The organism is Psychrobacter frigidicola, from assembly GCF_007997305.1.
Classification (GTDB): domain Bacteria; phylum Pseudomonadota; class Gammaproteobacteria; order Pseudomonadales; family Moraxellaceae; genus Psychrobacter; species Psychrobacter frigidicola.
The window spans coordinates 571,332-587,436 of the sequence record NZ_VORZ01000002.1 but is presented as its reverse complement, the minus strand read 5'-3'; the positions used below and the strand labels follow the sequence as shown (position 1 = coordinate 587,436).

The window sequence follows — 16,105 nt, the reverse complement described above, 5'->3', positions numbered from 1 at the left end:
TCAGTTAATAAAACTAGCTGATTAATGCGCTAAGTTCTTTATAATCATAGTTCAGAGCTTCGGCAACCGCTTTATAAGTCACATGACCTTGGGCAGTGTTGACGCCTTTAGCAAGGGCTTCATTATCATTACAGGCTTGTTTAAAGCCTTTATTTGCCAGTGCAATGATGTATGGCAGAGTGACGTTAGACAGCGCCATAGTCGAGGTGCGAGGCACAGCGCCCGGAATGTTCGCAACGGCATAATGAATCACGCCATGTTTGACATAAGTGGCATCATCGTGGGTGGTGATACGGTCGGTGGTCTCAAATAAGCCACCTTGGTCAATGGCAATATCAATCACCACACCACCTGGCTGCATAGACTTAATCATCTCTTCAGTCACCAATTTTGGCGTTGCTGCACCTGGGATTAGTACCGCACCGATAACCAAATCACTGTTTTTAACACTTTCAGCGATGTTTAATTTGGTTGACATCAGCGTCTGTACACCACTACCAAACATCTCGGACAGCTCTTTTAGACGAGTTGGGCTCAGGTCTAAAATAGTCACATCAGCACGTAAACCAAGCGCAATTTTTGCTGCCTCTGTACCTGATACGCCGCCACCAATAATGGTTACTTTACCTTTTTGGACGCCTGGTACACCGCCAAGTAAAATACCTTTACCGCCGTAAAAAGACTGCAAGTATTGGGCACCAATCTGTGTGCTCATACGCCCAGCAATTTCACTCATTGGGGTTAACAATGGTAATGAGCGGTCTGGTAGCTGTACCGTCTCATAAGCGATACCGTTTACTTTGCTCTCTAACAATGCTTTGGCAAGTGTTGGCTCAGCTGCCAAATGTAGATAGGTAAATAGCGTCAAACCTTCTTTTAAATAAGGATATTCGCTAGATTGTGGCTCTTTAACTTTGACTAATAAATCAACATCCCACGCTTCAGCAGCGCTATTAACAATAGTCGCGCCCGCATCGCTATAATCAGCGTCTGTAAATTGTGAACCGTCACCCGCATTGGTCTCAACATATACGGTGTGACCAGCCTCAACTAATGCGTTCACGCCACTTGGGGTCAGGCCAACACGGTTTTCATTATTTTTTACTTCCCTTGGGATGCCTACTTTCATTGTTGCTCCTTGCGTGGTGGTTACTCTGGGTAATTTTTCAGATTCAATTTAAAACACCATAAAATAAGGTTACTGCCTGACTTCATCCTTATAAAATCATGGATAAAACCGGATGTTTTAGCAGATTAAGACGCAGACGGCAATTATGGTTACGGTTGAATAGTAAAGTCGTCAAGATGTCAGCGCAATGCTTATCGCGTTTAAAAGCTATTAAAGGTGGGTTGTTGTTGCTATTGCAGCTCAATGAATGCTGCTGATAGTGACGTTATTAATAAAAGTCATTAAAATATTATGGTCAGAGACCTATGACTGCTAATATAAAGACCGATAATATAAGAAAAGTAAATACCACGCCATGTTAAAAAAAGAAAACCAAACTCATGTCAACCAGATAGATGATGCCTATGCTCGGTATAATTACTGACTAGTATAATTGCTGATTATCATTATAAGAGAGATGAAACATCAGCATGATAAAATATAGTACCAACGTGCACCTTGTTGTGATGACCTGTCTTTTAATGATAGACGACGTGTATAAGCGTTCATCATCATTTGATGATAAGATGCCTTTTAACAATAACGCTTAATAACAAGATAACTACTAACGATAATTTATATTATTAGCACATTTTTTGCTTCATTAATCATAACGATTAAGAATACAATTTTATATTTAATGTCGCTTAAGTTAGCACAATATCATAGGATTGTTAAGCGCGGTTATTATTATTGTTACTCATCCATTTGCCTTAAATAGATAACAGCGGTAACAGTACTTTTTACCCCACTCGTTTTATCATATAATGACAGACGTTTTTTACGGTTTTTATAGCACAGTTCTATATTCTTAACGGTTTTATAGTAAGCACGGCAGTTGCTCCTGCTATAGACTGCATAGACTCAAACCATTGCTACATCTCATATTCATATTTAACTTATCCTTATATAAAGAAACCTTCTATGACTGACAAAAGCAACGATACGCTAAGCCTTGATTATAAAGATACCCTAAATCTTGCTGACACTGTATTTCCAATGCGTGCCAATTTAGCCAATCGTGAGCCAGATTGGCTAAGCGCGTGGGAAGCGGATGATGTTTATGGCAAGATTCGTCAGGTACGTACTGGCGCTCCTAAATATATTTTGCATGATGGTCCTCCTTATGCCAACGGCCAAATTCACTTGGGTCACGCCGTTAATAAAGTACTAAAAGACATTATTGTGAAGTCAAAAACCTTATCAGGGTTTGATGCCCCTTACGTGCCCGGTTGGGACTGTCATGGTCTACCGATTGAGCAAAAAGTGGAAGCCAAAGTCGGTAAAGTGGGGCAAAAGGTTTCAGCAACAGAGTTTCGTGGTCTGTGCCGCGAGTATGCCAGTAGCCAAGTCGAGCTGCAAAAAGCGGACTTTAAACGCTTGGGTATTTTTGGTGATTGGGACAATCCGTACTTGACCATGAACTTTGCCCAAGAAGCCAACATCGTACGCGCATTGGCTATAATCCATGCCAATGGTCATGTCACCCGTGGTATGAAACCTGTGAACTGGTGTTTGGACTGTAGCTCAGCATTGGCGGAAGCAGAAGTTGAATACCAAGACAAAGTATCCGACGCTATTTATGTCAGCTTTGATGTTTTAGAGACGGACAAGTTTGCTGACTTCGCAGCTATTGAAGGCGGTATTGCAGCAGTCATTTGGACAACAACGCCGTGGACATTGCCTGCTAACCAAGCAATTTCAGTGCATCCTGAGCATGACTATAGTGTGGTTGCTACCGAAAAAGGCAATCTGCTATTAGCCACTGACCTTGTCGATACCGCTTTAGAAGCGCTATCACTCAGCAATCAAGAAGTATTGGCGACCGTATCAGGACGCGAGCTTGAAGGGTTACGCGCTCAGCACCCTCTTATTGAAGACCGCCAAGTACCGCTTATCTTAGGCGACCATGTGACGACCGATAGTGGTACCGGTCTAGTACATACTGCGCCTGGTCACGGTTTAGACGATTATATTGTTGGTCTTAAATATAACTTACCCGTTGAAAACCCAGTAAGCGGTACGGGCGTTTATTTAAGCACAGCAGCAGTCTTCGCTGGTGAACATATCTATAAAGCCAATCCAAAAATTATCGCCACTTTGCATGAAAACGGCCATTTATTAAGCCATACCAAAATTGAACACAGCTATCCGCATTGCTGGCGTCATAAGTCACCGATTATCTTTCGAGCAACGCCGCAATGGTTTATCAATATGGAGGTTGAAGGCTTACGTGAGCGCGCCCTTGCTGATATTCCATCAGTAAACTGGACGCCAGCATGGGGTCAAAACCGTATCGAATCTATGCTTAACGGTCGTCCAGACTGGTGTATTTCTCGCCAGCGTACGTGGGGCGTACCCATCGCTTTCTTTACTCATAAAGAAACGGGTGAGCTACATCCTAATACCTTAGAGCTGATGGAAGTCGCTGCACAAAAAATCGCTGCTGGCGGCGTTGAAGCTTGGTTTGATGCCAGCTGTGAAGATTTCTTAGGGGATGAAGCGGTTGATTATGATAAAGCCACGGATACTTTAGATGTGTGGTTTGATTCAGGAACAACTCATTTTACAGTACTTGAACAGCGCGATGAATTAACCAATCCTGCTGACTTGTACTTAGAAGGCTCAGATCAGCATCGCGGTTGGTTCCAGACCTCATTATTAACCTCTGAGGCGATGTATCAGCGCCCACCGTTTAAGCAAGTGTTAACGCACGGATTTGTGGTCGATGAAAATGGTCGCAAAATGAGTAAATCTCTTGGCAACATTATCACCCCGCAAGAAGAGATTAATAAAACAGGCGCGGACATGCTGCGCTTGTGGATTGCCTCTAGCGACTATCGCTATGAGATGAATGCCGGCAAAACCGTATTCAAAGGCGCGATTGATATGTATCGCCGCATCCGTAATACCTTACGCTTTTTACTCGCCAATACCGATGACTTTGACCCCGCTACCAACAGCGTCGACATTAATAAATTGGTTAGCCTCGATAAATTTATTATTGAGCGGGCACAAACGGTTCAAGCCCAAATCATCGAAGCTTATGATGCGATGGACTTTCACCAAGTCACCCAGCATATTACTGCGTTTTGCTCACAGGACTTAGGAGGTTTCTATCTAGATATTATCAAAGATCGGCAATACACTACCCAAGCCGATGGTATGCCGCGGCGTTCAGCACAGACAGCAATTTATCATATTGCCCAAGCGTTGATTCGCTGGATTACGCCGATTCTGTCATTTACCGCGCAAGAAGCCTGGGAAGTGCTGCACAATACTGATGATCCTTACGTGTTTACCCAAGCATGGTACGAGTTCCCAGAGTTTGAACTGAGTGCGATTAGTTCTGATGACTGGCAGCGCATTATGACGGCTAAAGATATGGTCAATAAACATATTGAGACCGCACGCGGGAATAAACTTATTAACGCGAATTTATCTGCTGAGGCGACTTTATATGCCGATGGGGCGATGCATGACAGCCTAGCTAAATTAGGTGAAGAATTAAGATTTGTATTAATTACCAGTAGCGCCACCTTACAACCAATGAGTGCGGCACCCGCTGATATTACTACAGATAATGGCAATACCAACCAAGACAATGATACGGATGAACTAGCAGACTTAATCGTAAATGTTACTGCAGCCGAGGGTACTAAATGCGTACGCTGCTGGCATGTGCGTAACGATATCGGTGTCGATACCGCCCATCCTGAGCTATGCGCACGCTGTGTCATTAACGTCTTCGGTAACGGCGAGGTGCGTCACTATGCCTAATAAACTGCCTAACACGCCTAAGCGCCTCACCCATTATGACAAAGGTAGTAACCATAAAGCTGATTTAGATACTGTCAAAGTCAATGAGCCCTTAGATCCAAAGCTAGATGAGGAAGTAGCTGAGGAATCAGCTACTATTTCACTTGAAAAGGATAACAACGACACAACTGCTTTAGATATTATCAAAGTCAATGAGCCCTTAGATCGAAAGCTTGATGAGGAAATAGTTGAGGAAATAGTTGAGGAATTAGCTACCACTTCGCTTGAAGAAGATAGCAGTGATACAACCGATTTAAATACTGTCAAAATTGATGAGCCGTTAAAACCAAAGCTAGATGAGGAAGTAGCAGTTGAAGCAGGAGCTACCCTTACTCCACTTAAACTGGTTAATGCTACTGATAAAAAAGAATCACCTAGACCTGCCCATGTAACGACAGGTAGCTCATTGACCCCTAAAGGTCGTCTTATCAAAACGCCTAAGCTGATTGCAAATGGTAAACGCGCCTTTGTATGGTATCTGCTCTCTCTTGTGGTGCTTGGTCTGGATCAATGGACAAAATGGCTGGCGGAAACCAAGCTGACTTTTCATGAGCCTGTTCCGGTCATAGAGCCATTTCTTAATTGGACCCTAGCCTATAACTATGGTGCCGCTTTTAGCTTTTTGGCAGATGCTGGTGGCTGGCAAAAGTGGTTTTTCTCAGCTCTAGCACTAGTAATGTCGCTATTTTTGATTGTCTATCTTATCAAAGCTCCGCGCCAAGCCAAACTGCTATCCGTAGGTCTAGCTATGGTACTGGGCGGTGCAGTGGGTAATTTAATCGACCGTTTACTACATGGTCATGTTATCGACTTTATTCATATTCACAGTGCTGATGTCTGGCATTATCCTATCTTTAATATTGCCGATATGGGCATTAGTATTGGTGTGGCTTTAATTATCATTGATATGTTATTTTTGGAAAAAAAGCGTAGCAGCTAATGTAAATTGGTATTAATTAGCATCAATAAAAAACCCGTTATAGCTTTCTATAGCGGGTTTTTTATTGATGCTAATTAATTACAGTTAATGAAGTAGACGTTTTTATAACTGGCTCTACCTTTTATCTATAAAAACTCTTTCAGATCGCTACCTGCCAATATGAATAACAACCCTGCCAAGTTAATAACCACCGTTAAATAGTATGTCATCCGAAAATCTGATTTTTGTGACTTATGCCGCAGATATGTCTGCGCAACCATTGCCCCGACCCAACCACCGAGCATACTTAATAGGTGCAAAGTCGACTCAGGAGTTCGCCAGTCGCCGCTTTGTGCAGCTGATTTATCTTTGGCATACATCATATAAGTGACAAGTCCTATCACTGCATACCAACCAACTACTAGCCAGCTCAGCTTATCCATAAAGGCAAGTAGTATAAGTACGGCATAAAACGCCACACCAAGAAATAAACGTTTTTTTTGTCCAGCTTCAAAGTCTGCTTGATTGCTACGCTGATGATTACGTTGGCGAATTTTTTGGTTCTTTTGCGCCATCTGTTGCTGTACGAAGCCAAGCTCCTGCACTTGTTTGGCTTGCATGCGTCCTTGATTGTCTTGAGCAGTGGTAAAAACAACTTGCTCACCAATAGTAGGGCGACGACGCGCATTAAATTCACTCACATGAAAAAATACGGATTCGCCATTCTCTGTTTCGATAAAGCCAAAGCCTTTATCGTCTTGCCACTTTTTGATATGGCCTTGTTGTTTGGTTGTCATGCTGTCCTCAAACCATTATTCTAGATTGCTCAACATGTTACACTATTTGAATAATAGCGCTTAAATGAAACTATAGTCGTTACACTATTTACGCTTATCTCATTCAAAAAATGGCTTATTATTTCTCGTATTACTATTCAGGGATTGCCCCTTAACCTCACCAATAGATGGCCTTCTAATATGACTACAGAAAATATGACCGAATCCCAATTTATCAATCCTAATGAAGACACGCGCATCACTTATGGCAGTCTTGTCAAATTGCATTTTGAAGTCACCCTCGAAAACGGCACTGTCATTGATTCAACTTTTAGCCGTGAAGCCCCAGTGACTTTAACCATCGGTGACGAGAGTTTTTTGCCTGGGTTCGAGCAAGTATTGATGAACTTGCGCGCCGGAGATACGCGCAGTGCTCACCTTGATCCCGAACAAGCCTTTGGTGAATGGAATCCTGATAATATTCAGACTTTTAGCAGCGCCCAATTTGCACTGGTCGCTGATACGCTAGAGGTTGGAATGTTGATAGAGTTTGAAGATAAAGGTAAAAACACTTTACCCGGTACAGTTAGCGCTATTCATGATGACGATATTGAAGTGGACTTTAATCATCCGCTCGCCGGACAATCGGTATTGTTCAAGGTTCAAATATTTAAAGTAACGCCGCCTGGTGTGATTGGAATTCAATTAACGTAATTTCTTAAGTTTTCTTATTTAACAAAGATAAAACAACAATAAATAGAACGAATAGCTTCTAAAATAAAAATTAAGAAAGGATATTTGTATGCAGTATCAAATGCTCCCCCAAATTAACGAAAAGGTTTCTAAAATTTGTTTGGGTACGATGACATGGGGACAACAAAATACTGAGAGTGACGCGCATGCCCAAATGGATATGGCGTTGGCTTCAGGTGTGAATTTTTGGGATACTGCTGAGATGTATCCCTCGCCGCCCGACAAAGACAAACAAGGTAGTACCGAGCGCTTTATGGGTTCTTGGTTTAGCAAAAATAAGCAGCGCGATAACGTTATCTTGGCCAGTAAAATGTCGCCCATGAGCTTTTTAAGGGATGGTGAAAGTCGTTTTAATGCGACACATATTAGTGCGGCTATTGATGGTAATCTACAACGTTTGCAGACGGATTATATTGATATTTATCAATTGCATTGGCCTGAACGCCAAGCCAACTTCTTTGGTCAACTTGGTTATGATAGCGATATGGCAGCGCAGTCATTAGAGGATTTAACGCCATTTTTAGAAACCATTCAGGCGCTCAATGATGAGATTAAAAAAGGGCGTATTCGTGCTTATGGGTTATCAAATGATACGCCATGGGGCATTATGCGCTATTTATGGGAAGCGGATAAAAACAACTTAATTGCGCCCATTACCATTCAAAATCCGTATAGCTTACTTAATCGTCTTTATGAAGTCGGTTTAGCCGAAATATCACATCGTGAAAATGTGGGCTTGCTTGCCTATTCACCGCTTGGTTTTGGCGTCTTATCTGGTAAATATCTGGATGGTAAACGTCCGGCTGGCGCGCGTTTGACCAAATACGACCGCTATGATCGCTATATCAATGAGCAAGCACAGTGGGCGACAGCACAATATGCCAAGATTGCCGCCGATGCAGGCCTTGATATGGCGCAGATGGCCTTAGCATTTGTCAATTCACGACCGTTTGTTACCAGTAATATTATCGGTGCAACTAGTCTTGAGCAGCTACAATCTAATGTTGATAGTATAAGTATCACCTTAAGTGTAGAGGTATTAGAGGCTATTGAAGCAGTACATATGCAACAACCAAACCCCTCTCCTTAAGCTATTTTTTCCTACTCATAAAACCAAATTATTTAACCAATAAAAAGGCGCAAATCTTGATGATTTGCGCCTTTTCTACTACTTATAAACATCGGTTTGTATCAATAACTAAAATAATTATAAAACGGTTGCTTGTCCATCAGAGGGTGTACTTAATACTCGGGAATGCAGCTCTACCAAACCGTCCTGCATGCGCTTCTGTAACATATTGGTCAGCTCACTTTTGCTATAACCATTCGGATCTAGAGGCTCAAGAGGCAGTACATAGGCAGTCACATTTTTACTATCTAGCACCCGCTTTAGACTTTCTTTCATGGTCAGCTTACCAAAGTACGGCAACTCTTCGCTTAACGTGCCGTCTTTATTAACATAGCTCAGTACCACTGGTTGAATAGGTACACACGCATCAATTGCTGACTGCAACAAAGTGCCGTGAATGCGCTTAATTTTTTTGCCATCAGTGGTGGTGGCTTCGGGGAAAAATATCACCGAAAACCCCTCATTTAAAAAGCTGGCAATTTGCGTCGTTACTGAACCCACATCACCAGAGCCACGTTTAATAAATACTGTCCCTGCGGCATGAACCAGCTTACCAAAGATGGGCCAATCTCCAATCTCTGCTTTTGATAAGAAAAACGCGGGGCTTACGCTTCCGACCACCGGAATATCCATCCATGACACATGATTAGAGACCCATAAACCATGATGTTGCGGCACGGGCTCGACTTGCACCACTTTGACCCCAAAAGAGCCTGCCATTTTACGGCAAAAGGTTTGAATATAGCGTGGTAACCTTTCGCGTGGGGGCTGCCGAAAAGCGCCAATACGTTGAGCCGTGCGCATACCACCGGCAATAGTGGTGGTCATGCCAGCAATTTGCTTACCGCGACCTAATTGTTTTCTGACTGAAAAGCCTGACTTAGATGGGCTCATCCGTATTCCTCTTGATTAAATATCTTTGAAAATCGCCATAAGTATATCAAAGTTTTATTAACCAGTGACGATTTGTTCACTCAGTTTCTTGATAGTAATTTCTGTTTAGTTTCATACAGTTGTAATACTAGATTGAATAATAATATCTGTAACATAAAACCATTACTAATTTCGCGCAAACCCTTTAATATCAAGTCATAAGACCGCATATTAATGGTTATCTGAACGCTGCTTTAATACTGAATCTTATTGATAACAGCGATTTATTTACTTAATTCATAGGTGATACTCTTTGGAATATTTTGAAAGACAAGAAGGCGGCGAGCGCGCCATTTTAGTACATTTAGACATCCGTCAAATGCAAGACCCTGATGATCTTGGTGAGTTTGAACTATTGGCATATTCAGCAGGTGCCAATGCGTTGGCCTTAGTTACGGGCTCACGTCAAAGACCTGATGCCAAATACTTTGTCGGTAGCGGTAAAGCGCAAGAAATTGCTGAACTGGTTCGTGAGCATGATGCCGATATTGTGCTTTTTAACCACAGCTTATCGCCCTCACAAGAGCGTAACCTTGAGGCATTGGTACAGTGTCGTGTCCTTGACCGTACCGGCTTAATTTTAGATATCTTCGCCCAACGTGCCCGTACTCATGAAGGTAAGCTACAAGTTGAGCTGGCACAGTTAAACCATTTATCCACACGCTTAGTCCGTGGTTGGACGCATCTGGAACGCCAAAAAGGCGGTATCGGTCTGCGTGGACCCGGTGAAACTCAGCTTGAGACAGATCGTCGCTTACTCCAAGTGCGGGTGACCCAGCTTAAAACCAAAATTGAGAAGGTAAGACAAACGCGAGCTCAAGGCCGGGCAAGACGACAAAAATCAGACGTGCCGACTATCTCACTAGTAGGTTATACCAACGCTGGTAAATCAACCTTATTTAATCGTTTAGTCGATGAGAATATCTACGCTGCCGATAAGTTATTTGCGACCTTAGACCCTACCTTGCGCCGTCTAGACTGGCAAGGTGTTGGGCGTGTGGTATTGGTTGATACCGTCGGTTTCGTACGTCACTTACCGCATGAATTGGTCGAATCTTTCCATGCCACTTTAGAAGAAACGCTAGAAGCTGATTTACTGTTGCACGTTATTGATTCTGCCAGTGAAGATATGCATGAGCAAATTCAAGCAGTTAAAGATGTCTTAGCTAAGATTGACAATGATGTGCCTGTGCTTAATGTCTATAATAAAATTGATTTAACCAACGAGCCTGCACACATAGGTTATGCAAGCAAAGGCCAGCCTAGTCGTGTCTATGTATCCTCTAGAGAAAACTTAGGTATGGAAGAGCTATCATTGGCAGTACAGCAACTGCTTACTGGTACGCTGACGACCTTTGATGTGACACTGCCTTATAACGCTGGTCAGTTCAAAAACACCTTGTACGAGCTGGGCGTTATCCAAGAAGAAAGCTATGATGATACCGGTCATGAATGCTTAACGATTCGATTGCCAAGCGATAGGCTACAACAGCTATTAGGCCAAGCGAACTTATCACCACTCGATGTCTTGCCACTCGCCCAAGCAACGCTATTATTGCCAATTTTAGAACCGTTTGAACAAAGTAATAACGATGAAAAATCTGAGATAGATGAAGTTGAGGAACTACTCACGGATGATGGTTATCTAGCAGAAGAACCAGTGATGGATTCTGAACCTAAATCATAGCTCTTTAAGCTTAATTACTTTCTTTGTCATTCATGACTTTAATGACATAACGGGCTGTCGGTACTTGCTAGCCATTAGTGAATACTGACAGCTTTCTGCTATATAACTCTTTAACATTAATAATCTTTGCCAAACCAAAATATTAAGACTTGCGGTCAAACCTAAAGATTAGCTAAGGTTTCTTAGTTTATCCATTCTCTATATAATCAAACAAAGCGAGCAAATACAGTCGACGTATGTCACTATTGTTCGTTTATGACTCTTATCTGGTATCTGGCTATTTATAGTACGACATTCTAAACAATGGCCTTATGCGCCACTAACCCGACACTCTTTCTTATAAAGAACCGCTTATTGGTTGTCAACTTGGCAAGGACTACTTATGAAGGCTACCTATTCTTCTAAATTGCCATTATGGCTTGCCATAATTCTAACGCTGGTTATGGTCATTGTGGTACGTGAATCAGCAGTAGTCGTATGTGATTGGTTAGGCATCGAAAAAGCCGCCAATGTGGTCGGTATGGTCGCCATGTTTTTAATTTTGATGACATGGCGAGTCATCAAAGGGCTGCCAAGCTGGCTGACCAAAGCCAGTAATATGTTATTGGTAGATAGTGGCTTTGCATTTTTACCAGTCTCCGCTGGCGCTGGCATACTGCTCTTTGAATTAGGGGATGAGCTATTGGGATTCATGCTGACGATAGTAATCAGTACAGTGATTCCGCTATGGGGACTTGCCATACTCGCCAATCGCTGGCTGAGTAACACGGCTGATTCGGCAACTAATACTGCGACTAACAATCATGATGCTAATAATTCTACTGATAAGAAGGAGCAACCATGAGCGTTGGTAGTGTAATTATTGCTACTATTGCAGCGATACTATTAACGCTAGCCGCGCACGCCTCTGCACGAATACTGGCGCGGCGATTGCCGGGGCTACCGATGGTTATCACTGCTATTGTATTGGTCGTCGTATTCTTGTTTATTTTCCAGTGGGACTATAACAACTATTATAGTGTTGCTAAACCGATATTTGACTATCTCTTAGGTTATGTCACGGTGCTACTAGCCATCCCACTTGCTGCCATGAACTTTAAGGGTCTACCCGTTCAACGCCTTACGGTTATTGTTGTGATTGCAAGCGTGGTTGGGGCATTGTTGCCCATGTCGTTAGCTTATATGTTGTCGCTTAGCCATGACACCCTACTTGCCTTTGCGACGCGTTCAGTAACCACACCGATTGGGCTGAGTGTGGCAAGCCTCATCAAAGCGCCACTAGCGATGGCCAACCTTATTATCATTGTCTCTGGACTCGTTGGTGCAACCTTATCGCCATTCTTATTTCGGAATGTCTGTGACGACCGCGCTAAAGGCTTGGCCTTAGGACTTGCCGCTCATGCTTTTGGTACAGTTGAAGCCTGGCAAATTAGTCATACTGCTGGACGGTATGCGGCGTTTGGACTGGCGGTTAACGGTCTACTAACTGCCGTTTGGGTACCGATATTTATTAGCGCAGTAGGCATTTAAATAGGCTTGTTTTTCCTTATCTACCTATCTAATAGTTCGCTACTCAAGAATAGCTCAGTTTGCGCCTTATACCCTTACCTTTAAAGACAATAGCGCTAATATTTTGATTTATTTAATTTTTTTACAAATTAAATTCGGTTTTAGTTATCTTTATAACCGATCCGATGGGGCTAAAAGTTATTTTATGCTATAGTAAGCAACTATTATCTTTTGTATCTATTGCAAGTGTCTTTCGTGAGTTTTGTCGGGAATTTATATCCATCCAGACAGTCACGGTAACCGCTTTGTAGCGCCAGATAACGCGATTATTGGCAAAGCGCTTTACTATTATTTGATAACAAGTGATATCTATATGATGAATATTACCACCCTATTTAGCCACCGTCTGTCCTCTATTCTGCTAACCACTGTCGCTCTCTCTACATTATCTATTACTGCGCAAGCCGCTAATATGACTATTTATAAGGACAAAAGAGGACAAGTTCTACTCACTAATGTCCAACCAAGTGGTAACTTTGACAGATATAACAAAAAAGTCAGAGAGACTTATTATCAGAGTAACAATTATAATAGTAGTGCCAGTAGTAATAACAATGCTGCAAACCAAAATTATGGCAGCAGTAGCGCTAGTAAAAGTAATAGCCGCAATGCTTATGACAGCTATATACGCGACTCAGCACAGCGCCATGGTGTGGATCCTGCGCTATTAAAAGCCATGATGCATACCGAGTCCTCTTTTAATCCGAATGCACGCTCCCCTGTAGGCGCACAAGGACTTATGCAGCTGATGCCGGCAACCGCACGGCGCTTTAAGGTCAACAATGCATGGAATCCTTCTGAAAATATCGAAGGTTCAGCTAAATATCTGGCTTGGCTCATGCGCCGCTTTAATAATAGAGTAGAATTTGCAGTAGCAGGTTACAATGCTGGTGAAGGTAACGTCGATAAATATAAAGGTATCCCACCCTTTAAAGAAACCCGAAATTATGTGAAGCAAGTGATGAGCCGCTATAACAGCTTGTATAAAAACGACTCTAGCTTGTTTGGTAATAGTATGAATGCCAGTAATGCCTCTGTCCAAAATCCTAACGTCAGTGGAGCCATGCAGGTCAGCTATGGTACCAGTAACAATAATGCCAGTTACGCCAACTCCGCTTATGCCGCTTTACGCTAAAATGATCTATTAAAAAATACCAAGCTATCAAGCATAAAAAAGCCCGTTAAATAAATAACGGGCTTTTTTATGCTTGATAGCTTTAGCTCAGTTTACCCAGTAATTACTGGTTAGCTGCTGCTTGGGTTGCCGCAACTTCAGCTGCGAAATCTTCTTGTTTTTTCTCGATGCCTTCGCCGACTTCTAAACGTTTAAAGCCTAATACTTTAACGCCTTCAGCTTTTAATACGTCACCGACTTTTTTCTCATTGTCCATAACGTATGGCTGACGTAGTAACGTCACTTCGTCTAGATATTTACGTAAGCCACCTTCAATCATTTTTTCAACGATGTTATCAGGCTTGCCAGATTCACGAGCTTTGGCTTCGATAATGTCTTTTTCGCGTGCTAGTACGTCAGCTGCTACGTCTTGATCATCTACAGCAACAGGGTTGAATGCAGCGATATGCATGGCAAGGTTTTTGCCTGTGTCTGCATTGCCGCCTTCAAAAGACACCACTACACCGATGCGTAGACCATGACGATATGACGCAAGGTTGCTACCTTCGATCGTCTCAACGCGGCGTACTTGAATATTTTCACCGATTTTTTGTACCAAAGATACACGAGCTTCTTCGACAGTCTGACCATCGCCATAAGGCAATTCGCCAATAGCCGCAACGTCAGTTACGTTATTTTCTAAGGCAAGGTTAGCTACTTTTTCTGCAAATTTAGTGAAGTTTTCATCTTTTGCGACAAAGTCAGTTTGGCAGTTGACCTCTAACAAGAATGCTTTGTTATCGCCTTGAGCGATAATGATCGCGCCATCAGCAGCAATATTACCCGCTTTTTTAGCGGCTTTTGCTTGACCTGATTTACGTAGGTTATCAATGGCAGTTTCAACATCACCGTTTGATTCTTCTAACGCTTTTTTACATTCCATCATGCCAAGACCTGTACGGTCGCGCAGTTCTTTTACCATTTTGGCAGATACTTTTACTTGTGTCATAAGAGTTACCTTAGTATTTTTATATTGGAAAGTGCTTAATATCTAAAAGCGCTCAATAAATTCTGTTCAGCGTATTAATAATAAGGCATGACGAGTAAAACCACATCATGCCTATTATGCTGTTAGTCACATTATATGGATACTGATAAGCAAACTATCAAGGCATCCTTTTGTCTATAATGCTATATATCAATTATTATTCAGCTTTTTCTTCTACTGGGGTTGTTGCAGCAGCAGGGGCTTCTTCAGCAGACTGAGTTTCAGTAGCTGATTCTTGTGCAGCAGGCGCTTGCTCTGTACCTTGCTCAGCATCAGAACCACTGGCTTGAGTCTGTGCGTATTCTTTACCAGCAATAATCGCATCAGCCATAGCAGTCACATAAAGTGATACGGCGCGGATAGCATCGTCGTTGGCAGGGATGATGTAGTCAACATTATCTGGGTTAGAGTTGGTATCAACGATACCAATAACTGGAATACCTAGATTTTTAGCTTCTTTAATTGCAATCGCTTCATGATCAACGTCAACAACAAATATTGCATCAGGTAGGCCGCCCATGTCTTTGATACCGCCTAGTGAACGCTCAAGTTTTTCCATATCGCGAGTACGCTCTAGCGCTTCACGTTTGGTAAGCTTGGCAAAAGTACCGTCTTCTGCTTGTTTTTCAAGCTCTTTTAGACGGTTGATTGACTGGCGTAAGGTTTTCCAGTTAGTCAACATACCACCTAACCAGCGATGGTCAACGTAAGGCATACCAGCGCGGGCAGCTTGCTCACGGATGATACCGCTTGCAGCACGTTTAGTACCAACAAATAATACTTTGTTTTTCTTGGCAGCTAGGCCGTTTACGTAGTTTAGCGCTTCGTTGAATGCTTTTACGGTGTGCTCTAGGTTAATGATATGAATCTTGTTACGTGCACCAAAGATATACGGACCCATTTTTGGATTCCAAAAACGTGTTTGGTGACCAAAGTGAGCGCCGGCTTGAAGTAAGTCACGCATTTCGATTTGTGTTGGATTCTTTGTAGCCATTTGAGATGTCCTGTTGGTTGGGTTATGCCTCCACATCACAAAAACTGCCTATTCCGCGATACGCATTTGCTGATGGTTAATGCTTTATTAGCCTTAAACCATACCGTTGCAAATTAATCAAGTCGCCGAACACCCAGCAATTCTTTACCATGATGTGTGTGTCATTGGTTGGTTTGAGTTATATATGAGCTATCTG

13 protein-coding genes are annotated in these 16,105 nt (G+C 42.5%); 8 read left to right on the top strand and 5 right to left on the bottom strand.

The features are described from left to right. Positions 1-13: 13 nt before the first annotated feature. The gene (gene ald / locus ES754_RS09060; protein WP_147223844.1) at positions 14-1,129 is read right to left on the bottom strand and encodes an alanine dehydrogenase; all 1,116 of its coding nucleotides are present in this window, start codon (positions 1,127-1,129) and stop codon (positions 14-16) included. Between the two features lie 963 nt (positions 1,130-2,092). On the opposite strand from ald, the gene ileS reads away from it, so the two are divergent. Then, a complete protein-coding gene (ileS, locus tag ES754_RS09055; RefSeq protein ID WP_147223843.1) occupies positions 2,093-4,948 on the top strand; it encodes an isoleucine--tRNA ligase in 2,856 nt (951 codons plus the stop codon). 382 nt (positions 4,949-5,330) lie between these two features. Then, positions 5,331-5,927: a signal peptidase II gene (lspA, locus tag ES754_RS09050; protein ID WP_201538851.1), complete on the top strand. Its 597-nt coding sequence runs from the start codon at positions 5,331-5,333 to the stop codon at positions 5,925-5,927. Between the two features lie 125 nt (positions 5,928-6,052). On the opposite strand, the gene ES754_RS09045 is transcribed toward lspA, so the two are convergent. Next, the gene (locus ES754_RS09045) at positions 6,053-6,703 is read right to left on the bottom strand and encodes a DUF1294 domain-containing protein (protein WP_147223842.1); all 651 of its coding nucleotides are present in this window, start codon (positions 6,701-6,703) and stop codon (positions 6,053-6,055) included. A gap of 195 nt (positions 6,704-6,898) precedes the next feature. On the opposite strand from ES754_RS09045, the gene ES754_RS09040 reads away from it, so the two are divergent. After that, positions 6,899-7,396: an FKBP-type peptidyl-prolyl cis-trans isomerase gene (locus ES754_RS09040; protein ID WP_147223906.1), complete on the top strand. Its 498-nt coding sequence runs from the start codon at positions 6,899-6,901 to the stop codon at positions 7,394-7,396. Positions 7,397-7,484: 88 nt separating this feature from the next. Then, entirely contained in the window at positions 7,485-8,525 is a 1,041-nt protein-coding gene (locus ES754_RS09035) for an NADP(H)-dependent aldo-keto reductase (RefSeq protein ID WP_147223841.1), read from the top strand. Positions 8,526-8,642: 117 nt separating this feature from the next. Here ES754_RS09035 and ES754_RS09030 read toward each other — a convergent pair whose 3' ends face one another. Then, positions 8,643-9,458, bottom strand: coding sequence for a lysophospholipid acyltransferase family protein (locus ES754_RS09030; RefSeq protein WP_147223840.1), 816 nt, complete (start codon positions 9,456-9,458; stop codon positions 8,643-8,645). Between the two features lie 292 nt (positions 9,459-9,750). Here ES754_RS09030 and hflX point away from each other — a divergent pair, with 292 nt between their 5' ends. The 4 genes from hflX to ES754_RS09005 all read left to right on the top strand — a co-directional run bounded on the left by hflX (position 9,751) and on the right by ES754_RS09005 (position 13,888). Next, on the top strand, positions 9,751-11,184 hold the full coding sequence (hflX, locus tag ES754_RS09025) for a ribosome rescue GTPase HflX (protein ID WP_147223839.1): 1,434 nt from the start codon (positions 9,751-9,753) through the stop codon (positions 11,182-11,184). A gap of 382 nt (positions 11,185-11,566) precedes the next feature. Beyond that, entirely contained in the window at positions 11,567-12,028 is a 462-nt protein-coding gene (locus ES754_RS09015; RefSeq protein ID WP_227677909.1) for a CidA/LrgA family protein, read from the top strand. Then, a complete protein-coding gene (locus ES754_RS09010) occupies positions 12,025-12,714 on the top strand; it encodes an LrgB family protein (RefSeq protein WP_147223838.1) in 690 nt (229 codons plus the stop codon). Before ES754_RS09015 ends, ES754_RS09010 begins: the two co-directional genes overlap by 4 nt. A 352-nt stretch (positions 12,715-13,066) precedes the next feature. Next, a complete protein-coding gene (locus ES754_RS09005; RefSeq protein ID WP_147223837.1) occupies positions 13,067-13,888 on the top strand; it encodes a lytic transglycosylase domain-containing protein in 822 nt (273 codons plus the stop codon). Positions 13,889-13,991: 103 nt separating this feature from the next. On the opposite strand, the gene tsf is transcribed toward ES754_RS09005, so the two are convergent. Next, positions 13,992-14,876 (bottom strand): translation elongation factor Ts, encoded by an 885-nt coding sequence (gene tsf / locus ES754_RS09000; protein ID WP_147223836.1) that lies wholly within the window; start codon positions 14,874-14,876, stop codon positions 13,992-13,994. Positions 14,877-15,072: 196 nt separating this feature from the next. Next, positions 15,073-15,909 (bottom strand): 30S ribosomal protein S2, encoded by an 837-nt coding sequence (rpsB, locus tag ES754_RS08995; protein WP_147223835.1) that lies wholly within the window; start codon positions 15,907-15,909, stop codon positions 15,073-15,075. Positions 15,910-16,105: the final 196 nt, after the last annotated feature.

Bases quoted from the DNA above. Each gene is read 5' to 3' on its own strand.
- ald (WP_147223844.1), bottom strand. From the start codon at position 1,129: ATGAAAGTAGGCATCCCAAGGGAAGTAAAAAATAATGAAAACCGTGTT.
- ileS (WP_147223843.1), top strand. From the start codon at position 2,093: ATGACTGACAAAAGCAACGATACGCTAAGCCTTGATTATAAAGATACC.
- ES754_RS09045 (WP_147223842.1), bottom strand. From the start codon at position 6,703: ATGACAACCAAACAACAAGGCCATATCAAAAAGTGGCAAGACGATAAA.
- ES754_RS09040 (WP_147223906.1), top strand. From the start codon at position 6,899: ATGACCGAATCCCAATTTATCAATCCTAATGAAGACACGCGCATCACT.
- ES754_RS09035 (WP_147223841.1), top strand. From the start codon at position 7,485: ATGCAGTATCAAATGCTCCCCCAAATTAACGAAAAGGTTTCTAAAATT.
- ES754_RS09030 (WP_147223840.1), bottom strand. From the start codon at position 9,458: ATGAGCCCATCTAAGTCAGGCTTTTCAGTCAGAAAACAATTAGGTCGC.
- ES754_RS09015 (WP_227677909.1), top strand. From the start codon at position 11,567: ATGAAGGCTACCTATTCTTCTAAATTGCCATTATGGCTTGCCATAATT.
- ES754_RS09010 (WP_147223838.1), top strand. From the start codon at position 12,025: ATGAGCGTTGGTAGTGTAATTATTGCTACTATTGCAGCGATACTATTA.
- ES754_RS09005 (WP_147223837.1), top strand. From the start codon at position 13,067: ATGATGAATATTACCACCCTATTTAGCCACCGTCTGTCCTCTATTCTG.
- tsf (WP_147223836.1), bottom strand. From the start codon at position 14,876: ATGACACAAGTAAAAGTATCTGCCAAAATGGTAAAAGAACTGCGCGAC.
- rpsB (WP_147223835.1), bottom strand. From the start codon at position 15,909: ATGGCTACAAAGAATCCAACACAAATCGAAATGCGTGACTTACTTCAA.